This window comes from Wolbachia endosymbiont of Armadillidium vulgare str. wVulC (assembly GCF_001027565.1).
In the GTDB taxonomy this organism is placed as follows: Bacteria; Pseudomonadota; Alphaproteobacteria; order Rickettsiales; family Anaplasmataceae; genus Wolbachia.
This window is the reverse complement of sequence record NZ_ALWU01000001.1, coordinates 360637-383567: the sequence shown is the minus strand read 5'-3', so window position 1 is coordinate 383567 and position 22931 is coordinate 360637. Positions and strand designations below refer to the sequence as shown.

Annotated in this window: 30 protein-coding genes, 1 tRNA gene and 1 pseudogene; 29 read left to right on the top strand and 3 right to left on the bottom strand. The window is 33.3% G+C overall.

The genetic code is table 11. From position 1 onward, the window contains the following. The first annotated feature begins 4 nt into the window (after positions 1 to 4). The 23 genes from rpmC to wVul_RS01785 all read left to right on the top strand — a co-directional run bounded on the left by rpmC (position 5) and on the right by wVul_RS01785 (position 13689). Entirely contained in the window at positions 5 to 208 is a 204-nt protein-coding gene (rpmC, locus tag wVul_RS01895; RefSeq protein WP_047758928.1) for a 50S ribosomal protein L29, read from the top strand. Then, positions 201 to 431, top strand: a complete 231-nt coding sequence (gene rpsQ, locus wVul_RS01890) for a 30S ribosomal protein S17 (RefSeq protein ID WP_047758927.1) — start codon at positions 201 to 203, stop codon at positions 429 to 431. Before rpmC ends, rpsQ begins: the two co-directional genes overlap by 8 nt. 18 nt (positions 432 to 449) lie before the next feature. Continuing rightward, positions 450 to 809 (top strand): 50S ribosomal protein L14, encoded by a 360-nt coding sequence (gene rplN, locus wVul_RS01885; protein ID WP_047758926.1) that lies wholly within the window; start codon positions 450 to 452, stop codon positions 807 to 809. Further along, positions 809 to 1126 (top strand): 50S ribosomal protein L24, encoded by a 318-nt coding sequence (gene rplX, locus wVul_RS01880; protein ID WP_047758925.1) that lies wholly within the window; start codon positions 809 to 811, stop codon positions 1124 to 1126. The genes rplN and rplX overlap by 1 nt, the downstream gene beginning before the upstream one ends. Before the next feature lie 6 nt (positions 1127 to 1132). Further along, on the top strand, positions 1133 to 1666 hold the full coding sequence (gene rplE / locus wVul_RS01875) for a 50S ribosomal protein L5 (RefSeq protein WP_047758924.1): 534 nt from the start codon (positions 1133 to 1135) through the stop codon (positions 1664 to 1666). A gap of 16 nt (positions 1667 to 1682) precedes the next feature. Further along, entirely contained in the window at positions 1683 to 1991 is a 309-nt protein-coding gene (gene rpsN / locus wVul_RS01870) for a 30S ribosomal protein S14 (RefSeq protein ID WP_047758923.1), read from the top strand. A 21-nt stretch (positions 1992 to 2012) separates the two neighbouring features. Beyond that, entirely contained in the window at positions 2013 to 2408 is a 396-nt protein-coding gene (gene rpsH / locus wVul_RS01865; protein WP_047758922.1) for a 30S ribosomal protein S8, read from the top strand. Between the two features lie 16 nt (positions 2409 to 2424). Further along, positions 2425 to 2970 carry a 50S ribosomal protein L6 gene (rplF, locus tag wVul_RS01860; RefSeq protein ID WP_047758921.1) on the top strand — a complete coding sequence of 182 codons (546 nt, stop codon included), beginning with the start codon at positions 2425 to 2427 and terminating at the stop codon, positions 2968 to 2970. A gap of 5 nt (positions 2971 to 2975) precedes the next feature. After that, a complete protein-coding gene (locus wVul_RS01855) occupies positions 2976 to 3347 on the top strand; it encodes a 50S ribosomal protein L18 (RefSeq protein WP_047758920.1) in 372 nt (123 codons plus the stop codon). Between the two features lie 12 nt (positions 3348 to 3359). Then, positions 3360 to 3872 carry a 30S ribosomal protein S5 gene (gene rpsE, locus wVul_RS01850; protein ID WP_047758919.1) on the top strand — a complete coding sequence of 171 codons (513 nt, stop codon included), beginning with the start codon at positions 3360 to 3362 and terminating at the stop codon, positions 3870 to 3872. Positions 3873 to 3875: 3 nt separating this feature from the next. Further along, positions 3876 to 4346, top strand: a complete 471-nt coding sequence (gene rplO, locus wVul_RS01845; protein ID WP_047758918.1) for a 50S ribosomal protein L15 — start codon at positions 3876 to 3878, stop codon at positions 4344 to 4346. Between the two features lie 3 nt (positions 4347 to 4349). After that, positions 4350 to 5678, top strand: a complete 1329-nt coding sequence (gene secY / locus wVul_RS01840) for a preprotein translocase subunit SecY (RefSeq protein WP_047758917.1) — start codon at positions 4350 to 4352, stop codon at positions 5676 to 5678. Continuing rightward, positions 5675 to 6316 (top strand): adenylate kinase family protein, encoded by a 642-nt coding sequence (locus tag wVul_RS01835; RefSeq protein ID WP_047758916.1) that lies wholly within the window; start codon positions 5675 to 5677, stop codon positions 6314 to 6316. Before secY ends, wVul_RS01835 begins: the two co-directional genes overlap by 4 nt. Positions 6317 to 6375: 59 nt before the next feature. Then, the gene (gene rpsM / locus wVul_RS01830; protein ID WP_047758915.1) at positions 6376 to 6744 is read left to right on the top strand and encodes a 30S ribosomal protein S13; all 369 of its coding nucleotides are present in this window, start codon (positions 6376 to 6378) and stop codon (positions 6742 to 6744) included. A 24-nt stretch (positions 6745 to 6768) separates the two neighbouring features. Next, complete coding sequence (gene rpsK, locus wVul_RS01825) at positions 6769 to 7155, top strand: 30S ribosomal protein S11 (protein WP_047758914.1); 387 nt, start codon at positions 6769 to 6771, stop codon at positions 7153 to 7155. Between the two features lie 21 nt (positions 7156 to 7176). Then, the gene (locus wVul_RS01820; protein ID WP_047758913.1) at positions 7177 to 8244 is read left to right on the top strand and encodes a DNA-directed RNA polymerase subunit alpha; all 1068 of its coding nucleotides are present in this window, start codon (positions 7177 to 7179) and stop codon (positions 8242 to 8244) included. A 7-nt stretch (positions 8245 to 8251) separates the two neighbouring features. Beyond that, positions 8252 to 8680: a 50S ribosomal protein L17 gene (rplQ, locus tag wVul_RS01815; protein WP_047758912.1), complete on the top strand. Its 429-nt coding sequence runs from the start codon at positions 8252 to 8254 to the stop codon at positions 8678 to 8680. A gap of 23 nt (positions 8681 to 8703) precedes the next feature. Further along, complete coding sequence (locus wVul_RS01810; protein WP_047758911.1) at positions 8704 to 9057, top strand: YraN family protein; 354 nt, start codon at positions 8704 to 8706, stop codon at positions 9055 to 9057. 38 nt (positions 9058 to 9095) lie between these two features. Continuing rightward, positions 9096 to 9647 carry an ATP synthase F1 subunit delta gene (atpH, locus tag wVul_RS01805; protein WP_047758910.1) on the top strand — a complete coding sequence of 184 codons (552 nt, stop codon included), beginning with the start codon at positions 9096 to 9098 and terminating at the stop codon, positions 9645 to 9647. After that, entirely contained in the window at positions 9644 to 11185 is a 1542-nt protein-coding gene (gene atpA / locus wVul_RS01800) for a F0F1 ATP synthase subunit alpha (RefSeq protein WP_047758909.1), read from the top strand. Before atpH ends, atpA begins: the two co-directional genes overlap by 4 nt. Before the next feature lie 9 nt (positions 11186 to 11194). After that, on the top strand, positions 11195 to 11689 hold the full coding sequence (greA, locus tag wVul_RS01795; protein ID WP_047758908.1) for a transcription elongation factor GreA: 495 nt from the start codon (positions 11195 to 11197) through the stop codon (positions 11687 to 11689). 3 nt (positions 11690 to 11692) lie between these two features. Beyond that, positions 11693 to 12346 (top strand): 3,4-dihydroxy-2-butanone-4-phosphate synthase, encoded by a 654-nt coding sequence (ribB, locus tag wVul_RS01790; RefSeq protein WP_047758907.1) that lies wholly within the window; start codon positions 11693 to 11695, stop codon positions 12344 to 12346. A 71-nt stretch (positions 12347 to 12417) separates the two neighbouring features. Then, complete coding sequence (locus tag wVul_RS01785; RefSeq protein WP_047758906.1) at positions 12418 to 13689, top strand: M48 family metalloprotease; 1272 nt, start codon at positions 12418 to 12420, stop codon at positions 13687 to 13689. 29 nt (positions 13690 to 13718) lie between these two features. Here the strand turns inward: wVul_RS01785 and wVul_RS01780 are convergent, their stop codons facing one another. Beyond that, positions 13719 to 14054 carry a TrbC/VirB2 family protein gene (locus wVul_RS01780; protein ID WP_047758905.1) on the bottom strand — a complete coding sequence of 112 codons (336 nt, stop codon included), beginning with the start codon at positions 14052 to 14054 and terminating at the stop codon, positions 13719 to 13721. 93 nt (positions 14055 to 14147) lie between these two features. Beyond that, positions 14148 to 14882 (bottom strand): 3-oxoacyl-[acyl-carrier-protein] reductase, encoded by a 735-nt coding sequence (gene fabG, locus wVul_RS01775; RefSeq protein WP_047758904.1) that lies wholly within the window; start codon positions 14880 to 14882, stop codon positions 14148 to 14150. 617 nt (positions 14883 to 15499) lie between these two features. On the opposite strand from fabG, the pseudogene wVul_RS10430 reads away from it, so the two are divergent. After that, positions 15500 to 16003 (top strand): annotated as a pseudogene (locus wVul_RS10430) (transposase); the annotation flags it as partial. 129 nt (positions 16004 to 16132) lie between these two features. Here the strand turns inward: wVul_RS10430 and wVul_RS01765 are convergent. Next, complete coding sequence (locus wVul_RS01765) at positions 16133 to 16726, bottom strand: BON domain-containing protein (RefSeq protein WP_047758902.1); 594 nt, start codon at positions 16724 to 16726, stop codon at positions 16133 to 16135. 218 nt (positions 16727 to 16944) lie between these two features. Between wVul_RS01765 and wVul_RS01760 the strand changes: the two genes are divergently transcribed. The 5 genes from wVul_RS01760 (at position 16945) to lon (ending at position 22914) form a co-directional block, all read left to right on the top strand. Then, positions 16945 to 17026: transfer RNA gene (locus wVul_RS01760), tRNA-Leu, on the top strand. Between the two features lie 157 nt (positions 17027 to 17183). Then, the gene (gene tig / locus wVul_RS01755) at positions 17184 to 18527 is read left to right on the top strand and encodes a trigger factor (protein ID WP_047758901.1); all 1344 of its coding nucleotides are present in this window, start codon (positions 17184 to 17186) and stop codon (positions 18525 to 18527) included. 11 nt (positions 18528 to 18538) lie between these two features. After that, positions 18539 to 19165, top strand: coding sequence for an ATP-dependent Clp endopeptidase proteolytic subunit ClpP (clpP, locus tag wVul_RS01750; protein WP_047758900.1), 627 nt, complete (start codon positions 18539 to 18541; stop codon positions 19163 to 19165). Further along, positions 19165 to 20442: an ATP-dependent Clp protease ATP-binding subunit ClpX gene (gene clpX, locus wVul_RS01745; RefSeq protein WP_047758899.1), complete on the top strand. Its 1278-nt coding sequence runs from the start codon at positions 19165 to 19167 to the stop codon at positions 20440 to 20442. Before clpP ends, clpX begins: the two co-directional genes overlap by 1 nt. A 15-nt stretch (positions 20443 to 20457) precedes the next feature. Further along, on the top strand, positions 20458 to 22914 hold the full coding sequence (gene lon, locus wVul_RS01740; RefSeq protein WP_047758898.1) for an endopeptidase La: 2457 nt from the start codon (positions 20458 to 20460) through the stop codon (positions 22912 to 22914). Positions 22915 to 22931 lie beyond the last annotated feature (17 nt).

The window sequence follows — 22931 nt, the reverse complement described above, 5'->3', positions numbered from 1 at the left end:
TGTAATGGATATACTTGAAGTTGAATCAAAATCTTCACAAGAGTTACATGAAATTCTTGTGAATTTGAGAAAAGAATTTACTAATTTGGTTTTTCAAAAGAAGTTGGGGCAATGTAACAATGTTTCACGTTTTAGCTTAATAAGAAAGAGCATAGCTCGTATTCTAACTGTATTAAATATAAGAAGGAGAGAGGAAAAAAATGCCTAAGAAGATTTTTTCTGGTACTGTAACTAAGGCTGAGTGTGATAAGACTGTAAAGGTTTCAGTATTGCAAGTGTATAAGGATAAGCTGTATAAGAAGATTATCAAAAAATATAAGAAGTATACAGCACATGACGAAAATAATAGTTGCAAAAAAGGGGATAGGGTTTTAATACAGGAACATAAGCCTCTTTCTGCTACTAAAAGATGGGTTGTGATCAATAGCTAAGATGGAATAGGTGTTTATATGATTCAAAAAAATACATTATTAGAAGTAGCTGATAATTCTGGTGCGCGTGAAGTGCTTTGTATTGGCTTGTTAGGTGGTAGGAAATCTGCATCTGTAGGTGATGTGATTATTATATCTACTAAATCTATTAATCCAAAAGGTAAAGTTGAAAAAGGAAGGGTATATAAAGCAGTTGTTGTTAGAGTGAAAAATAGTGTTAAGAAATCTGATGGCTCTGTAATTCGTTTTTCCAGCAATGCTGTGGTTTTAATTAATGATCAAGGTGAACCGCTTGGTACTCGGGTGTTTGGTCCAGTAAAAAAGTTATCATCTGGTTCTTTTATGAAGATAATGTCATTAGCTGTTGAGGTTTTATAATGAGTGCTAAAATAAAAAGTGGTGACGATGTTATAGTTTTAACTGGTAAGGATAAGAGAAAAATTGGTAAGGTAATCAAAGTTATAACACGTGATGCTAAAAAGAAAGTAATTGTTTCTGGCGTAAATGTGCATAAAAGACATACTAAACCAAAAGCTGGTAGTAGTGGTGGTGTATTAAATAAAGAGTTAGCTGTTGATATATCCAACGTTGCAACATTGGATCCTAAGTATAAAACTCCAACTAGAGTAGGGTTTAAGGTTATAGATGATAGAAAAGTTCGTTTTGCAAAAGTTTCTGGAGAAGTAATAGATTAGGTTGATATGTTTAAAGAGTTATATAAAAGTAGTATAGTAAAGTCTCTAAAGGATAAATTCAATTACGACAATATAATGCAAGTACCTAAACTTGTTAAAGTATGTATTAATATGGGTGTTGGAGATGCTGCTGCAGATAGTAAAGCGATAAATGAGCCATTTGATAATCTATATTTGATTGCTGGGCAAAAGCCTGTGTCAACTTTTGCAAAAAAATCTATTTCTGGTTTCAAGATTAGAAAAGGTGCTACAGTAGGTTGCAAAGTAACATTGCGTAGAAATAAAATGTATGAGTTCTTAGAAAGATTGATATATATTACTTTACCAAGGGAAAAAGATTTTAGAGGATTTAGTGTGAAGCAATTCGACGGTAATGGTAATTTTTCCTTTGGTATCAAGGAGCATATCTCATTTTTAGAAATAGACTATGATAAAATAAGTAAAATTAGAGGTATGGATATTAATGTTATAACAAGTGCGGTTAGTGATAGAGAAGCAAAGGAGTTATTACTGGCTTTTAGGTTTCCTTTTTTTGATTAATTGAGAGAAAAAATATATGGCAAAAAAATCTATGGTACAGAGGAATCTTCGTAGAATGAAGCTATGCGATCAGTATAAGGAGAGAAGGGAAGAGTTGAAATCTATAATGAATAATAAGAAGATATCTCTTGACGAGAGGTTTGCTGCTCAAAACAATCTGATTAAAAAATTGCCTAGAGATTCTTCTAAAACCAAAATTAGAAATAGGTGTGCTTTAACTGGGAGACCAAGAGGGGTATATAGAAAATTTGGTTTATGTAGAATTGTTTTGCGTGATTTATGTTCTTTTGGGCAAGTTCCAGGAGTTACAAAGTCTAGTTGGTGAATATAATATAAGGAGTATATTGTGGCGTTATCTGATAGTATTGGTGATTTTTTAACAAGGATACGTAATGCTCAATTAGCAGTGCATAGAACAACAATAGTGTTGTTTTCCAAACTAAATTCTTCTATATTGAAGATTTTAAAAGATGAAGGATATATCCTTGATTATCAAAAAGAAGTTATAGGTAATATACCTTCTTTCATTGTAAAGTTGAAGTACTATGAAAAGTCATCTGTAATTAGTGACATAATTAGGGTGTCAAAGCCTGGTTGTCGTTTTTATTCTAAGTATAAGGACATTTCTAAAGCATATAATGGTCTTGGTATTTTTATTATATCTACATCGAAAGGAGTGATGACTGATTATAACGCGCGTAAATTAAAGGTTGGTGGAGAAGTTTTGTGTCGTGTGTTTTGAATGATAGGAGAAATATATGTCTCGTATAGGTGCTGCACCTATTAATATTCCTGCTGATTTTTCAGTTGAATATAATGATGGTAGGATATTAATAAAAAATGCTAAGGCAGAAAAGGAGCTGAGCCTGTGTGGTAACATTCTGTGTCAGGTAGTTGATAATCAATTATTACTTTCTGTTGATCAAAATAGCGATGATTATGATCAAATAAAATCTATGTGGGGTACTTGTAGAAGTAATATTAATAATATTATTAACGGTATGGTTAATGATTTTTCTGTTAATCTTGAAATTAATGGTGTTGGGTATAAAGCAGAGTGTGATGATAAGTATTTGACTTTGTATCTTGGTTATAGCCATAATGTTAAGTATAAAGTGCCTAAAGATGTTGAGATTAAGTGTATAAAGCCAACTCATTTAGTGATTCGCGGTATGGATAAGCAAAAAGTCTATATGGTGGCTTCTGATATATGCAAAATTAGAAAATATGATCCTTATAAAGGTAAGGGTATTAGAATAAAAGGCAAATTTATGCCGCGTAAGGTTGTAAGTAAAAAGAAGTAATTAAAATGAAAAGATTGTATAATTTTTTAAGTAATGCTAAGAAAAGGAAGTTACGTAATAGAAAGAAGCTCAATAATGGTGTTGAGCGTTTACGTATATCCATATTTAAGTCTAATAAACATTTTTACGTTCAGTTGATTAACGATGCAAAAGGAATCACCATCGCTTCTACTTCTACTTTGGATGCTAAAATTAGGGGCATATGTAAAGGTAGGGTCAATCCTGAAACTATAAAGCAAGTTTCTTCTTTAATGATTGAGCGTCTGTCTGGTATGAAATTGGAGCAGCGGTTTGCGTTTGATCGTGGTGCATATAAATATACAGGATTAATTTCTCAATTTGCTGAAGCTTTAAGAAGCTCTGGATTTGAATTTTAGAAGGTTTTGAGTATGGCTATAAAGAATTTACAAAATAATAATGATTTATTAGAGCTTTTAGTTTCAGTGCGAAGAGTAACAACGGTTACCAAAGGTGGTAGAAGATTTTCATTTTCAATTTTGGTGGTTGTTGGTGATGAGAAGGGTAGGGTAGGATGTGGAATAGGTAAGCATGCAGAGGTTGCTGAAGCAAGAGTGAAAGCTGTAAATGCTGCAAAGAAGTCGATGATTAGAGTGTACTTACGTGAAGGTAGAACTTTACATCATGATATTAAAGCTAAATTTTGTTCTGGTGAGATAGTTTTAAGAGCTGCAAGGGCTGGAACAGGTATTATTGCTGGTGGAGCAATGAGGTTGGTTTTTGAGGTATTAGGTATAAAGGATGTGGTAGCTAAATCTACTAGATCAAATGATCCTCATAATATTATATGTGCAGTGTTTAAGGCTTTTGGTGTTATGTTATCTCCTCGCCAAGTGGCAGGCAAGAGGGGTAAAAAGATTAGTGAGATAGTTGAAAATAGGTAAAGTATGAATGATGCTGTAAAATTAAATTCTATATTTACCAAATTATCTAAGAAAAAAAAGCCTAAATTGTTAGGTAGAGGTATTGGTTGTGGTAAAGGTAAAACATCCGGTAGAGGACATAAGGGGCAGAAAGCTAGAAGTGGGGTTTCCATAAATGGTTTTGAAGGTGGGCAACAGTCTATATATACTCGTTTACCTAAAAGAGGTTTTAAGCCTATACGCAAAAATGTATACTCTATATTTAATGTTGGTGATGTACAGCGTTTAATAGAAGCTAAAAAAATAGTAAAGGACTCTATCATAGATAAGCAGTTGCTACATAAGTTAGGTTTTATCAGATCTATTAAGAGCGAAATAAAACTTCTTAATAAAGGTAAATTGAGCGAAAAATTTGTGTTTCATGTTGATTTTGCATCGGAAGCTGCAAAAAGATCTGTAACTTCAGTTGGTGGTAGTGTGGAAATACTATCGTAAATCATGAACAGTAAATTTGCATTTAATAGTTTGGATTCTACGTTATTATATAAAGGTGATTTATTAAAGCGTATATTTTTTACGCTAGTGGCTTTAGTTTGTTATCGTTTGGGTACTTATGTACCTATTCCTGGAATTAACCTTGATATAATCAATGATATATTTCCAAAAGAGAGTTTTGGTGTTTTTGGAGTATTTAATTTATTTTCTGGTGGCGCTTTAGCTAGAATGACAATTTTGGCATTAAACGTTATGCCATACATAGTTGCATCCATAGTTATGCAATTATTATCTTCTGCCGTTAAAGGAATCAATGAAATTAAAAATGATGGAGAGTTGGGACGTCGAAAAATGAACTCTTATATACGCTATATGACTATAGTGTTTTGTATCTTTCAATCAATTACGATCCTAATAGGGTTAGAAAGAATGAATAGGGAAGGAGTATTAGTTGTAGTCGAACCTGGTATTATGTTTCATACTATAGGTGTCTTTAGCCTTTTAGGTGGAACTGTATTTTTAATATGGCTTGGTGAGCAGATCAGTGTTAGCGGTATAGGTAATGGTATCTCATTAATCATTTTTACTGGCATAATATCCGAATTACATAATGCTTTGTCATCTCTGTTAATATTAAATAAAAATGGTAGCATGTCGTTATTCATTATCCTTTTTGTTGTAGTATTGTTTTTTTTACTGCTCCTTTTAGTTATTTTTACAGAATCTTCTTATAGAAAAGTAATTGTTCAATATCCCAAAAAACAGTTTAAAAAATTACATAATGACGATTTTACTTATATTCCATTAAAGATCAATTTATCTGGTGTCATACCAACTATTTTTGCTAATGCAATTCTATTAACGCCTATTTCAATCGCAAGTTTCTATAAGGATCATGCCATTGCTGATTTTATTTTAAATTACTTTATGGCAAATAAAGTAGTGTACATCATAACTTACTTAATACTTATAGTATTTTTTAACTTTTTCTATACCAATTTTATATTTAATCCAGAGGAAAATGCTGATTTTCTTAAGAAAAATGGTGGTTTTATTCCTGGTAGAAGGCCTGGAAAACATACTTCTGATTATCTTCAAGATATAGTTTTCAAATTAACATTTATTGGGTCTGCGTATTTGGTGGTAATATGTACTATACCTGAAATTATGAGGTATCATTATGATATACCATTTATTTTTGGTGGAACGAGCTTGCTGATTATAGTTAACGTTATTACTGATACTATTATGCAAGTACAATCTTATATTTTTTCGAATAGGTACGACAGTTGGATAAAGAAATATGAGTCTAAAACAAGGAGACTGAAGTGATTATTACAATTTTTGGTCCTCCTGGCTCTGGTAAGGGTACTCAGTCCAGTTTATTAATAGCAAAATATAATTTGAAATTAATTTCAGTAGGAGATTTATTAAGGAATATTATATCTAGCGGAAGTAAATTAGGTAAAGAAATAAAGGATACTGTCGAATCTGGTAATTTAATTCAAGATGAAGTTATATGTAGATTATTGTGTGACCAGCTTGCATCAATAGATGGTAGTTTTTTGTTGGATGGTTTTCCAAGAAATTTAAACCAGGCTCGTTTTTTAACTCAAGTTTTGCAAGAAAGATGTAATAGGGATGTTGATGTTGTAATTGAGTTGCAGCTTGATGATAATATTGCAATTGATAGATTAAAAGATCGTCTTACATGTTTGGATTGTAAAAGTATATATAGTATATCTTCTTTTAAAAATACTACTTGTGCTAAATGTAAAAGTACGAGGTTAGAGAAGAGAATTGATGATGCTAATATGTCTGCAATTAATAAGAGAATAAGAGAATATTACTTTCAGATGAAGGATTTACGCGAGTATTATAAGGGCAAATTGTTAACAATTAACGCTAATTTGAGTATTGATAGAGTAATGCAAGAGATTGAAAGTAAAATTTCTTGTAATTTGGTTTGACTATAAGTTGTTTTGTGGTATAAATTAAGAGTTATTATTAATAAGGTATCGAGGTATTAGTGGCACGTATTGCAGGTATAAATGTTCCGGTAAAGAAGTGTGTTCCTTTTGCATTAACTTATATATATGGTATAGGTATTACTACTGCGAATATAGTTTGTCATGCTTGTGAAGTTGATAAGCGCAAGCGTGTTTCAGAATTACGAGATGAAGATATAGAGAAAATCAGTAATTTTATTAGGCAAAATTATGTCATAGAGGGTGATCTCAGAAAAGAAGTGGCTATAAACATAAAATCTTTAGTGGAAATGGGGTGTTATAGGGGAGTAAGGCACAGAAAGGGTTTGCCTGTGAGAGGACAAAGAACTCATACTAATGCTAAAACTCGTAAAGGCAGATCTAGGTTGCCTGTTGCTGGGAAAAAATAAAATTTGTTATTATCGTGGGTTTTTATGAAAAAAGTTAAAACGTTTAGTAAGAATATAAAAGCGTTTATTAATGGTGTTGTTCATATTCGTGCAACTTTTAATAATACTTTTGTAAATGTAACCGATGTTTATGGTAATACGCTGTACCAAACTTCTGTTGGTGCATGTGGTTTTTCTGGTTCGAGAAAATCCACACCTTATGCTGCAGGTAAGGTTGCTGATTTTGCTGCGAAGAAAGTAATAGACGGATTTGGTATGAAAGTTGTTTCTGTAATAATTCGCGGTCCTGGTTTTGGTGCAGAAGCTGCAGTTAAAGCACTTCGGAGCTGTGGGTTGACTGTAACTTCAATTGCAGATGAAACGCCAATACCTCATAATGGGTGCAGGTTAAGGAAAAAAAGAAGAGTATAAGATATTTGAAAGGTTTATTTTATGTATTATAGTGATAATGTTTCTTTCTGTGGAAATTTAGATAAGTTAACTAAGCCTAATTCAATTAAGATAATATCAGGTGATTCAAGTAAAAAAAGTGATGTGGTCCTAGAACCTTTGGAAAGTGGTTTTGCTTTAACATTAGGTTATGCATTAAGGCGTACAATGTTATCTTCTCTTTGCGGTAGTGCTGTTTATGGAATAAAAATTGAAGGTGTGAATCATGAATTTACTTCGATTCAAGGAGTTAGGGAAGACATAACTAATATAGTATTAAATATGGGCATGTTGAGATGTAAGTTAAATAACACGTCTAATAAGTGCTTAAATTTGAGCGCTAAAGGGCCTTGTCAAGTATTAGCTGGAATGATAGAAACTGATGACCAATGCTCTATTGTTAATAAAGATTTGGTGATATGTACACTAGGGCAAGATGTAGAGCTTAACATCACTATATATGTTGCTAACGGAAAAGGTTATCTTCCTGTAACTAAATATAAAGAAAATGAATTTTTAAAGCTTATGAGTGAACAAGATTTAATTGGTTTTATTCCAGTTAATGCTTTATATAGCCCTGTCGAGAGGGTTTCGTATAGAGTAGAGAATAGTCGTGTTGGTCAAGTTACTGATAAAGATAAGCTGATATTATCAATTGAAACTGATGGTACAATCTCTCCAAGTCAAGCTATTGACTATGCTGCAAGGATATTACAGGAACAATTTCAGCCTTTTATTAGTTCTGATGTAAGTTATAAAAAATCGCAAGTTTCTTCGTCTAATGGTGCTAAAGATTTGGGCTATGATCCTGTCTTATTGCGTAGAGTAGATGAATTGGAATTATCTGTTAGGTCTCATAACTGTCTGAAAAGCGCAAACATCATTTATATAGGTGATCTTGTTCAAAAGACGGAAGCTGAACTGTTAGGAACTTCTAATTTTGGCAGAAAGTCTTTGAATGAAATCAAGCTAGTTTTAAATAGTTTAGGTTTGTCTTTGGGTATGAATGTGCCAAATTGGCCACCTAAAGATATAGATGAACTAGCTAAACAACATACTGATGAGGATTAGGTAGTATATGAAACATGGAATAAAAAAAAGTAAATTGTCTCGTTGTACCGAGCATAGATTATCAATGTTAAAGAATCTATCTATCTCATTAATTAATCATGAGCAGATTGTAACTACTTTACCAAAGGCTAAAGCACTTCGTCCATATGTGGAAAAGTTTATTACAATTGCTAAGAATAAGAATTCTTTACACGGTAGAAGGCTTTTGCTTTCACGTCTTCATAATAGTAAGTTAGTAGTTGATAAATTATTAAACGTTTTAGCTAACCGTTATCAAGACCGTAAAGGTGGGTATTCTAGAATAATAAAATTTGGTACTCGAAAGGGTGATTGCGCTCCAATGGCAGTAATAGAGTTAATTGATAGGGATATTTCAGCAAAAGGTGAGATTTACAGTAAAAATAGAAAAGGAGGTAAAGTAGTTACACAAAGTTAATTATTATCGTAATTGTTCTTTTTATGGCAAGTAGATTGCGCTACTTTGTAGGTTGCTGTGGTGAGTTGTTAGTTTTAGTATACTTAAAACTCAAGTTCTATAATGTTATAAAACGTCGTTACCGTTGTAAGTTGGGTGAAATTGACTTAATTGTATCTAAAAAAAAGGAGCTGATTTTTATAGAAGTTAAAACAAGTTTACTTGGAAAAGAAATACCGATATCTCATCTTCAATGTCAGTCTATTATAAATTCTTCTAAGTATTTCTTAAGTAAAAATCTTGATTTTTTAGATTATTCAGTCAGATATGATTTATGTTTTCTTTCCTTAAAGAGAAGACCTATTTATATAAAAAGTGCTTGGATTGAAGAGTGGTAGCTGAAATAATTTAGATTTACTAGAATAGGTAATTTTATATGAAAAGCAATAATTTAGTTTCATCTTATGCTAGAGCGCTGTTTTATGTCTCAGAAAATAAGCTAGGTACTATAAGAAAAGAAGTAGAATTTTTATTGGCTTTTTTTAAAGATCAACATGATGTTTTGATATACCTATCCCATCCTATGACTTCTCTTGCAAAGAAAAAAGAGGCAATACTTTCTATAAATGAGAAATTGAGTGAAAACTTAGTGAAGTTTATTATGGTTACACTTGCAAATAAGCGCTCCCGTTTATTAATCCTTATATTAGAGAAATTCTTAAGTCTTGTAAGGGAAAGTGAAAATGAATTGGAAATCACTATAAAATCAGCAGAGGTTTTAAAGAAACCTGATATAAAAATAATTACTGAATCTTTGAGCTTTCTTGGTAAAATAATAAAAGTCAGTAATGTGGTTGACCCTTCTATATTAGGTGGTTTCGTAGTTAGGTATGGTTTTAATTTAATCGATGCTTCGCTAAAAAGTTACTTAGATAGATTAGTTGACTTAAGTAAAATGGAAATATTAAAAGTAAGGAATTGTGTATGAAGAACGGTATGAATTTTTCCGAAATAGAAAGTATAATAAGAGAAAAAGTTGAGACATTTGATAATCCTATAAAGCGGGAAAGTATAGGTAAAATAATTTCAGTAATAGATGGTATCGCATTGGTTTATGGGCTGGAAAAAGCAAAGTTTGGTGAGAAGGTATTTTTTGCAAGCGGTGTAGAAGGAATAGTTCTTGATTTAGATCATGATACAGCTGGAATAGTTGTGCTTGGCAATGACCGTGATGTAAAAGAAGGGGAGGTTGTAAAATGTAGTGGCGATGTTGTACAAGTGCCTGTAGGTCATGAATTATTAGGGAGAGTTGTAAATGCGCTGGGCCATCCTATAGATGATGGCGGAGAAATTAGAGCCAAAAACAAAATGAATATAGAATCTAAAGCGCCAGGCATTATTGATCGCAAATCTGTGCATGAACCTCTGCAAACGGGAACTAAGATTATAGATTTGCTAATTCCAATAGGTAGAGGGCAACGTGAATTAATTATTGGCGACAGACAAATCGGGAAAACTACTATTGCGCTTGATACTATCATTAATCAGAAGAAGATAAATGACGAAGTAGAAAAAAATCAAAAAGTTTATTGTGTTTATGTTGCTATCGGACAAAAAATTTCAACAGTGGTAAAAGTGGTAAACAAGCTAAAAGAAAGTGGAGCATTAGAGTATACAACTGTAGTTGTCGCTAGTGCATCTGACTGCGCGCCTATGCAATTTTTAGCACCTTATACCGGTTGCACTATTGGAGAATTTTTCCGTGATAATGGAATGCATTGCTTGGTGGTATATGATGATTTATCTAAGCATGCTGTGGCATATAGGCAGATGTCTTTATTGCTCAGACGTCCTCCTGGTCGTGAAGCCTATCCTGGAGATATATTCTATGTACATTCTCGCTTGCTTGAAAGAGCTGCTAAAATGTCTGATGAAAAAGGACATGGGTCTTTGACTGCTTTGCCGATTATTGAAACTCAGGCCGGTGATGTATCTGCATATGTTCCAACTAATGTGATTTCAATTACCGATGGGCAAATTTTTCTTGAGTCTGAGTTGTTTCACAAAGGATTTCGCCCTGCGGTGAATATAGGTTTATCAGTTTCTCGGGTTGGCTCTGCTGCACAATTAAAATCTGTGAAAAAAGTTGCTGGCTCTGTAAAGCTAAGTTTGGCTCAATATAGAGAATTGGAAGACTTTGCTAAATTTGGTTCTGATCTTGATGCTAGTGTTCAATTGTCGTTAGACAGGGGTAAATATCTTATTGAACTATTAAAGCAAAAACAGCATTCACCTATGTCAATAGAAGAGCAAGTAGTGCTCATGTATATCTTTTCTAATCTATATGATCAATTAAGTAAGATACAGATAAGCAGTATCAATAAATTCGAGTACAATCTTATCAATTATTTTCAAACTGTGCATCCTGGAGTTTTAAAAAAGTTGTCAAGTGACATTAATGATGATATAAAAAATGATGTTCTTGGTATTGTGAGTGCTTTTGTTACTCAATTTAATTGCGTTTAGGTAGTGATTATGACTTCATCTATTGTTAATAAATTTCCTATTACAAGGGAAGGTTTTGAGAATATGCAAGTCGAACTTGAAAAGTTAAAGGAAGAAAAACCTTCTATCATACAGGCTATTTCTGATGCTCGTGATCAAGGTGATTTATCCGAAAATGCAGAATATCATGCAGCACGAGAAAGATTAAGTTTTATTGAAGGTCGTATAATTGAGGTAGAGAGTAAACTCTCACATGCAGAAGTTATAGAAGTAAAAAATTTGTCTGGTGATTCAGTAATGTTTGGCACAACTGTGACGTTAAGCATGTTAAATGATGATAACAGTGAAGTTGAATATGTTTATAAGATTGTAAGTGGGTATGAAGCTGATGCTTCAAAGCAGTTGATCTCTACCGATTCACCACTCGGGAGTGCTTTAATTGGCAAAAAAGTCGGTGAGTATGTGGAAGTGATAGTGCCAAATGGAGAAAAATTGTATAAAGTAGTTAAGATTGAATTTAAGTAAATTATGGTACAGGCCACTTATGCTTTAATGAGTCTACCTGGTATTTCTTCTGTGGAAGATGTATTAGAGGACGCTCGTTCTGGTAAATCGTTCATTTTAGTTGATGATGAAAGTAGAGAGAATGAAGGCGATTTGATTGTCTTAGCTGAGAAAATAAAGCCGGAACATATGGCCTTTATGGTTAAATACGGTACTGGTATTGTATTTTTAGCCATGACAGAGCTTCATATGAGTAAACTAGATCTTGAGTTTATGAAGAGAAGTAATGTAGACGAAAAGATTGCTCCTCATACTGCATTTACTACATCAATTGATGCACGGTATGGTATCACAACAGGTGTTTCTGCTTATGATAGAACACATACGATACTTACCGCCATTGATGAAAAGAGTACTAAGGACGATATTATCACTCCAGGGCATGTTTTCCCTATTATTGCAAGTGAAGGCGGGGTTTTAGCACGCAATGGTCATACTGAGGCAAGTGTTGAAATAGCAAAATTGGTTGGATCTAATCATGCGGCTGTAGGATGTGAATTAGTAAATGATGATGGCTCTATGATGCGCTTACCTCAGCTGCTTGAATTTGCTGAACAACATAAGATTAAGTTAACTACCATCGATAAACTTATCAGTTACATTAAAAAGTTAAACTAGCATTTATAGATTCGTATAGTTTAAGTGTTAAAATGTAAAATTCCTGAAAGTTATACAAACAAGGAATTTCCATGTCTAAGCTTTTTGTTTTACTGTTCTTTTTTGCATATTGTAATAGTGCTTACTCTGTTAGTATTATTAGAGATAGTGAAGTGGAAGCGGTAGTGAAGGATCTAGCGCAACCTTTATTTTCTGCTGCGGATATTGATAATGATCAAATAAAAGTTTTTATAGTTAATGATAGATCGATTAATGCTTTTGTAATTAACAATAACAGTATCTTCATTCATTTAGGGCTTTTGCAATATTCGACTGAACCTTATGTCTTGCTTGGTATATTAGCACATGAAATTGCTCATATATCTGCTGGTCATGTATTACAAATGAGTAGTGCTATAGGTTATTTTCAATCAATAGCAATGATTAGTTATATGGTAGGATTAGTTTCTAGTGTTGTCATTAACCCTCAGGTTGCTAGTGCAATCTTGCTTAGTGGTGTAACGCTTAGTTCAAGGTTGTTTTTTAACTATTCTCAAGAACAAGAGAATGTAGCAGATAGCTATGCTTTAAGATACCTTGATGAATCTGGCTATGATAATTCGGGTATGAAAGAGATTTTTGACTATTTTAAGAGTATTGAGCATGAGAATGCTGAAGAGTATTTTCGTACTCACCCACTTAGTGATAAACGCATATTTGCTGTACAGAATTATAAGGTTAAAAACAATATAAAACCAATTCTTGCAGATAAATTGTTGAAGTTTGAGCGTATGGTTGCAAAGCTAGACTCTTTTTTTACCCCTATTCATGTGTTATTTAATAAATATGAAGATAATTCTAAGTATGTAAATGCTGTAATTGACTATAGGCAAGGAAAGATAGAAGAGGCTATTACTAAAGTTAATTCATTGATTCAAGAGTCACGCAATGATCCGTACTTATATGAATTAAAAGCAGAGATGCTATACAAAGCTGGAAATTTAAGTGAAGCAATAAAAATGTATGAAGAATCACTTAGGTATTTATCTGAGAAGAATAACTATTTAGTGAAACTTGCATTATCTCATACTTTATTATTACACGGTGACGTAGAGAAGGCAATTTTTTGCCTGGAGCAGATTGCAAGCGTAGAAGCAAATAACGCTTTTGTCTGGAAGTATTTAAGTATTGCATATAAACGTAGCGCTGATACGGCAATGTATTATTTTGCTTTGACAAAAAAGGCTTGTATTGAAGGTAATTTAAAGAAATTTATGAAGTACGCTGAGTTAGCTGTTAAAACTTTACCAAAAGACAGTCATTATTTGTTACAGATTGAAGATATGAAGCAATTTAATGGATGATCCACTTTGATGCACTATCACTTTTTTGGTTATTTTTCCCCACACTTGCTCAACATACTATCTTGTTTAATGCTATCGGGTATAATTTTCATTATAATCGCTTTGGCACCAAAAAATACACCACAAAACATACCTAAGGCAAAGAGAGCTGGCCATGGCATTCTGCCAAATATTGCAAGCAAAGCTGCACCTATTATTACTACAGTCATAAGCGGTCCACCTATTCCCCAAATATAACCAATAATATTGCATATTACTTGGGCAGTTGTATCATCTATACCGTTAGCGGCACTTGCGTAACCTGAGAAAGAGAGAAATAACACTATACATAAAGCATCAAAAAACTTTTTTATTATATAGCTCATTCTTCTGCCTCCAAGTAATAAACTAACGCGAATCTAAACCTATATATATTTATTTTAGGGTAAAACTTATAATTTGTCCACAAATAAGTGTTGCTACATGAATAGTCCACCATTGATGTTAAGCACATGCCCCGTTATATATTTTGCCTCATCGCTTGCTAAAAACAGGGCTCCTGCTGCTATTTCTTTCCCTGTTCCCATTCTTTTCATTGGGATATTATCTAATATTTTTTCCTTTTGTCCTTCATTTAAAACTTCGGTCATTTTAGTATCTATAAATCCAGGAGCAATACAATTTACTGTTATATCACGACTTGCAACTTCTTTTGCTATAGATTTACTCATGGCTATTACCCCAGCTTTAGAAGCTGCATAATTTACTTGCCCGGCATTGCCTGTTAAACCTACTATTGAGGAAATATTTATAATTCTTCCCCAATTATTTTTAATTAATTTCTTGCATGCTTCTCTATTTAGCTTAAATGTGGAGGTCAAATTAATGTCAATCACCTTTTGCCATACTTCATCTGTCATCCTCAGCAATAAACTGTCTTGTGTAATGCCTGCATTGCATATGAGCCCATCAAAGCCTTTCATCAATTCACTTGCTTTATTTATTAATTGATTTACCTCCTCAGCATTTGATAAGTCACAAGGAAGTACATGAATGTTTTTTTCATATTTTTTAGCAACTTCTTCGAGTACTTCTTTTTTTGTGCCAGAAATACATAAAGTTGCTCCGGCTTTATGCATAACTTCTACAATTGCCTGACCTATTCCGCCTGACGCACCAGTAATCAGAAATTTCTTGTTCTCTAATCTAAACATAATAATTTTTATATTACCTCAGCTCTTAACAGAATATTGACAGGCTTGCAATAGATTTTTTTCATAAATCATAACTTTCATTTAATAGAAACGACAAAACTTACTTGGCAAACTTCCTTATTATTGAGAGTGAAGCTATATTTCAGTCTGTGCAGATAAAACGACAAAAAACTCAATATACTTGATGTTTAATTTTTTGCACTATGTGCACTCTATGTCTTTATAAAACTTTCACCTACATAAGCTAAAATGCGCTTATTAAAGCATTTAAGACAATAAAAAACGCCAATTAAAAAAATAGATAGTAGCTGACAGGGTTTCTTTTGCCTTTTTCCCGTTTAGTAAATTTCTTAATGTTTATATGGAGGGTGTCATTCCAGTGCTCGACACTGGCATCCAGTCTTTTTGCGCAGTTCCATCAAAAAAGCGCTTTCGTTTTTACCAACTTAGTGCCTAATCTGGATTATATATAAAATCAAAGCCGTAAAGTTATAATGAGCAAACTGGATTGATAAAAATGGTAGGAATACTCCTAGCTTAAAAAATGTAGTACGAACGGTAGAAGGATCTAAAAACAATCCTGTACAGCATTATTTGATTATATTTGTAGGTACAAAATGGGTATTTTTGATGTTTCAAAAGAAACGCTTGATATCTCAATCAGTAATAAACATCAGCGTATAGAAAATGTCGAGACAGCTATATCTGAGTTTATAAAGTCAAAAATGGCTAACGTATTTGTTAAGTTATGTGTAAACAGGGGGTTACGAAAAGCTTGTAATAAAATTATTACAAGAATATAACATAGTTGTTCATAGAGCTCACCCAAATCGGGTTTGCAAAAGCATGCAATCACTTTGCAAAGAGTGATAAATTAGATGCAAAATTATTAGAAAAATATGCTGAATTTATCACGAAGAATGATGAGATAAAAGAATGTATAGCTTCATAAAAGCATGAGGAATTGAAAGAGCAATTGAGCGCAATCTAAGCGATATGGAAACAAGTGCCGTTTGCAACAGGAAAAGCCAGAAAATATATAGAAAGACAGATAGAATTTGCAAAAGAGCAAGTTAGGAAAGATATAGAAGAACTCTGATCCTGATTTGAAGGAAAAAAGCGATACAATAGACTTCTTGCATAACCTAAGGAAGCAGCTCAAAATTATAGAAAGAGGCAATAATATTTAACACTCCCTAAAGGAGTTTTATTGCTTAGTTACACAACGCTAACACTCAAGTCAATTTTCATCAATGACGCAATTTGCTATGTCTATACCTTACATAACTTACCACTTGCTTCACTCCTTTTACTTTTCTTGCAATTGCTACTACAGACTTTAATTCCGCCTTGTTTTGAGCTATGCCCATCAAATAAACGACTCTATCAACTGTATTAACGCTATAATTAATTGATTTAATATTTCTTTTTCCCAAAAGTCTTGTTCTTATCTCTGCTGTTATCATACCATCTACAGTAACGTCTAGCATAGAAGTCATTTGAATTGGTGTGACTCTTATTTCATTTATCACTTCTTTAATCTCTTTCTGCTGCCAAGCTATTTTTTCTGCTGTAAATTGCTTTTCAGGACTATCAACATTTCCAATGAGTAATACTCTTCCTTCACTCACTTTAACTTTTATGGATGAGAATAGTCCATGTTTTAAGAGCCCCCTATTGATTCTTATTACTATAGTTGTATCATCAACAATGTTTCCCAAGGATTTATCTTGCATTGTTATTGCTGTAGCCGTTGCTGTTACCACTATACTACCCACAAGAGTCGTGCAGCCATTCTGTGTAATCAGAAAAATTGCGAGTAAGAAGCTTGCTATTAATCTCATTATTAATTTCCAGAATTAGAGCTTTAATTAAGAAATATTAATAAGCTTTTTTTATTGTGTAAATACTATAAATTGAATAAATTTTAAATATTTTAAAGTGATTAAGACTTAGATTGAGTGAAGCCAGTGTTATTAGTTCAGTTTGTGACACTGTAATCTAATCTTTAAATTGCATAAGATGACAGAAATGGTTATCTATAAGTTACTGAAGGGCTCTTGCGGATATGGCGAAATTGGTAGACGTGCCAGGTTTAGGTCCTGGTGAGCTTGCTCGTGGGGGTTCAAGTCCCTCTATCCGCACTTAAAGTCATGTGACTTGGGTTTTAAGGGAAAATTTATAATCACTTAATACACTTTTGTTTGTATAAAAACCTGTTCTTAAGGATTGCATTTAACTTAGATTGTGGTAAAATAACCTTATTAAGATATAAATTAAAATATCAATTAATGAATCATAATGTCTAATAACGCACCCCAAAATATAGTTGAACCAGATGCATCAAATGATATGTATACTTACAAAGAGTTAAGCGTAGGTAAACTAAGGCACGAATATGAAATCACAGTTAGTGGTGATTATATAAAACAAAAGGTAAATTCCAGGTTGCAAGAGATAGCAGAAAATGCGAAGTCACCTGGATTTAGGGCTGGAAAGATGCCTTATGACCTTGTTGTTGCAAATTATAAAAACGAAGCTTTGGAATATGTGATGAATAATGCAATAGATCATTGCTCAAGTGATTTGATAAAAAAAATCGAAGTCAAGTTCCACATCTATCCTAGGGTTGATGTTATATCATTACCAAGTTTGAGCAAAGAGAATGAGGAAGGCAATTTTGTATACAAGCTATCTTTTGAATCGATGCCGGAAGTACCAGTAATAGATCTTGATAAAATAAACTTAAGAAAAATTGAAGTAAAGATTGAAGAGGGAGATATAAAAGGATTCATTGATTCCACCAAAATAAAGTTTCCCTCCTTTATCTCTGTTGAAGATGCTTCTTATCAAGCGAAAGATGGGGATAAATTGATAATTGATTTTGAAGGACGGATTAGGAATAAGCTCTTTCAGGGTGGAAGTAGCAAAAATTTTGCTGTTAATTTAGGGTCTGGCACATTTATTAATGGTTTTGAGGATCAATTAACTGGTATGAAAAAGGGAGAAACAAAAAATTTTAAGTTGAAATTTCCTGAAGATTATCAAGTCATTTCCCTTGCAGGACAGGAAGCCGATTTTTTTGTGCGAGTTAATAAAATCCAAGTTGTCAAAGATTTTGAAAGTGATGATGAAATAGCTAAGGGTATTGGTTTTCAAGATTACTCTGCACTGATAAGTCATGCAAAAAAAGTGATTAGTGGTCAATGCACTGAAATGAGGAATCTCTTAATCAAAAAGGAGTTACTTGATTATTTGGATGCTAATTATAATTTTGATTTACCTATAGAAATAGTAAAACAGGAGCAACAAAGAGTGCAAAAAGAAATGGGTATTCAAGATGATCCTTGTAAAGAAGCTGGGAAACGCGTAAAGCTTGCTATGTTATTTATGAAATTTAGTGCAGAATATAAAATATCATTAACTCAAAATGATATTTTGAATGTTATTGTAAATCAATATGTCAGTAAAGATGTGCAATTCGACAGGGTACTTAAGCATTTTAAGTCAGATAAGCAATTTCAAGAATTAGTTAGAGGGCAAGCGCTTGAGTATAAAGTGACAGATTATATAATAGAAAAAGTTAATAAAGAAGAGCAGATTGTTTCTGTGAAAGAATTAAAGGAATTATTTGATAATATTTAATAGGAAAAGGTATGACTCTTATACCAATTGTAGTTGAGCAAACTAGTCGTGGTGAGCGTGCTTATGACATATATTCAAGACTAGTGAAAGAAAGAATAATTTTCGTAACTGGTCCTGTTGAAGACAACATGGCCAGTGTAGTAGTAGCACAGCTTTTATTTTTAGAATCGGAAAACCCCGATAAAGACATTCATATGTATATTAACTCGCCAGGTGGTGTTGTAACTGCTGGTTTATCAATCTACGATACAATGCAGTACATAAGGCCAGACGTTTCAACTTTATGTATAGGTCAAGCCGCATCTATGGGTTCTTTGTTGCTTGCAGCTGGTGCGAAAGGTAAGCGCCACTCTCTACCTCATTCAAGAATTATGATACATCAACCATCTGGTGGTTATCAAGGTCAAGCAACTGATATAGAAATACATGCTAAGGAAATTTTGCGAATTAAGAAAAAGCTAAATCAAATTTATGAAAAACATACTGGGCATTCACTAAAGAAGATTGAAGTAATGATGGAAAGAGATAAATTTTTGGATCCTATAGAAGCAATGAAACTTGGCTTAATTGACAGAGTAATAGCTGAGCGTAAAGATATTAAGATTGAAAACATTAAAGTTAAACAAAAGGTAGTTTAATGGATAACAATAATGATTTACACTACTGTTCTTTTTGCAATAAAGCACAAAACGAGGTAGATAAACTGATTACTAACTCTTCAGAAGGTTTAAAGGTGTTTATTTGTAATGAATGCATAGAGTTATCCCATAAAGCAATAAGTCAAAAGAAAGAGGGAGCTTTTAATTTAGATCGTATACCTGATATGAAGCTGTTACTAAAGAAACCTAAAGATATAAAAAATTTTCTTAGCAAGCATGTTGTAGGTCAGGAACATGCGCAACACGTTTTATCTGTAGCTATGTATAACCATTGTCAATCTATGGTACAACTTCATACTATAAGTGATATTGAAATCGAGAAGTCAAATATAATGCTTATCGGCCCCACTGGTTCTGGTAAGACTTTGCTAGTCAAAACACTTGCTAAAGTTTCAGACGTGCCATTTGCTATGGCTGATGCGACAACTTTGACTGAGGCAGGTTATGTAGGTGATGATGTAGAAAGTGTGTTGTCACGTTTATTGCAGGCTGCAAATTACGACGTTGCAAAAGCACAGTGCGGTATAGTGTTTATCGATGAAATAGACAAGATCACAAGGAAATCTGAAAGCTCTTCAATAACCCGTGATGTTTCAGGTGAAGGGGTACAGCAAGCTCTACTTAAAATTATGGAAGATACAGTTGCTTATGTTCCGCCACAAGGAGGGCGAAAACATCCACAACAAGAGTTTATACAAGTAGACACTAGTAACATACTGTTTATTTGTGGAGGAGCTTTTGAGGGCCTCGATAAAATTATTGAGGCAAGAAAAAAGGGAACGTCAGTTGGCTTTGGAGCGGACATAAGTCAGTCTAAAGAAAAAAAGAAAAAAAATGCTTTACATGATGTTCAACCTGAGGACTTAATCAAATTCGGTTTAATACCCGAATTTGTAGGGCGGGTTCCAATAATTGCTGTTTTAGATGAGCTGGATCATGAGGATTTAATACATGTGTTGACGGAGCCAAGAAATGCGCTAGTAAAACAATATAAAGCATTACTTGCATTTAGTAAAGTAAACCTTGAGTTTTCAGATGAAGCAATATCAGCTATTGCTAAAAAAGCTATAAGTTATAAAACAGGTGCAAGGATGTTACGTGCTATCTTAGAGTCACTTTTGCTTGATGTTATGTATACAGCTGGCAATGGAGGTTTTGAAGGTAGCGCTATAACGATCACTAAGAAAATGGTAGAATTAGGAAAAGTGATGCTTGATCATAGTAATAGGAGTGGTGTTATAACGGTTAATGATTAGTTTGAGACATATATTATGAGTATTGAACGTGCTGTAAACTTTAATTCTGCTGTATTACCAGTATTACCTCTAAGAGATGTAGTAATTTTTCCAAATATAATGGTACCTTTATTCATAGGTAGAGAAAAATCTGTTCATGCATTAGAGTATGCAATAAGTAGCAGTAGTCACCAAAATGAGATTTTTCTTATAGCACAAAAAGATGGCTCTGTTGATAATCCAGAATCAGAGGATCTTTATAAAGTAGGTGTGTTAGCAAACATTATACAACCATTAATAAAACTGCCTGACAACGCGGTAAAAGTCATGATTCAGGGAGTGAGAAGGGGAGAAGTTATAGAATATATTAGCTCTCATACTTTATTACAGGCTAAAGTAGCATTGGATGGTTATTATGAATATGGAGAAAATGAAGATAATATTGATTTAGAAGCTTTAAGGCGGTCTGTTATAGATGCATTCGACAGTTGGTGTAAATTAAACAAGAAAAGTCAGCCCGAGATTATCATTAACCCTATTGATCAAGTCAAAGAGGTTGATCAACTTGTAGACATGGTAGCTTCACACTTAAATATAAAGGTATCAGATAAGCAAAACATACTTGAAGTTTATAACCCAAAAGAGCGTTTAAAAAAAGTTTTTGCTCTTGTTGAGAGAGAAATAAGTATTTTGAGCGCACAAAACCGCTTGTATAAAACAATTAAATCACAGGTTGAAAGTACTCAGAAAGTTTACTACCTTAACGAGCAATTAAAAGCTATACAGAAAGAATTAGGTGAATTTGAAAATGGGGATGAAGGGAATATACTCAATGAATTTGAAAAAAAGATAAATGAAACAAAGCTTTCTCAAGAAGCGAGAGAAAAAGCCATAACTGACTTGAAGAGATATAAGAAAATGAATCCCATTTCTCCTGAAGCAACAGTTATATCTAGTTACTTGCATTGGTTGCTTGATTTGCCGTGGGGAAAGTACAAAGATGCAAAAATTAACTTAAATGCAGCTAAAAAAATCTTAGATGAAAATCATTATGGCATAGAGAAAGTAAAAGATAGAATAATAGAATTTTTAGCAGTATTAAAGAGAGTAAAAGAGATAAAAGGTCCTATACTTTGCTTAGTTGGACCACCTGGTGTTGGTAAAACTTCTTTAGCTAAGTCTATGGCAAAAGCAGTAGGAAGAGATTTTGTTCGCATATCTCTTGGTGGTGTACGTGATGAGTCTGAAATACGAGGACATAGAAAAACTTATATTGGCTCAATGCCTGGTAAAATTATTCAACATATGAAAAAAGCTAAGTCATGCAATCCACTTTTTCTGCTTGATGAAATAGATAAGATGGGTTCTGATTCGCGTGGCGATCCTGCATCTGCATTACTTGAGGTTTTAGATACTGAGCATAATAAACACTTTACGGATCATTACTTGGAAGTTGAGTTTGATCTTTCAAGTGTAATGTTTGTAGCTACAGCAAATAGCTTAAATTTGCCGCATCCTTTGCGTGATAGGATGGAAGTTATACAATTATCCGGGTATACCGAAGATGAGAAGATCAGTATTGCTACACATCACCTTATTCCAAAATTAAAGAAAGAGCATGGTTTGCATCAGAAGGAGTGGGAAATAACTAATGAAGCATTATACGAGTTGATACGTTTATATACACGTGAGAGCGGCGTGCGAAGCATAGAAAGGGAACTTGCAAAGCTCATGAGGAAAGCAGTTAAAGTAATATTAACTGATAAAAATAAGAAAATATCGGTGGAGGTTGGTAATTTACAAGATTATCTAGGGGTACGTAAGTATATCTTTGGCATTGCAGAAAATGAGAGTTTGGTAGGGGTAGTAACTGGTCTCGCCTATACTGAAACAGGTGGTGATATTTTGATGATAGAGTCAGTCCTAATTCCGGGTAAGGGGGAAATAAAATACACAGGAAAGCTTGGAGAGGTTATGCAAGAGTCTATAAAAGCTGCATATAGTTATGTACGGTCAAATTGTTTATTTTTCGGTATAAAACCCGAAAAATTTCAAAATAATGATATACATTTGCATGTACCTGAGGGTGCTGTGCCAAAAGATGGTCCCTCTGCTGGCAGTGCAGTATGTACATCTATTGTTTCTCTTATGACAAATATACCAGTTAACAAAAGTGTTGCTATGACAGGCGAAGTAACATTGCGTGGTAGAGTTTTAGCTATTGGGGGCTTGAGAGAGAAGTTGCTTGCTGCGCTAAGAGGATCGATCAAAACTGTGATTATACCAAGTGAAAATGAGAAAGATATGCAAGAGATTCCTGCAAATATTAAAAAAGGGATCAACGTAATTTTTGCTAAGAATATTGATAAAGTTATAAAAGTTGCTTTGATGCACCCTATTACTTCAATTGATGATAACAATGAAAGTAGTGTGTCTCTCTCTATAGAAAATAAAGATAATGCCTTTCCTTTGTCAGAAACATTAAAGCACTAAATTGAAAGGTTTATACA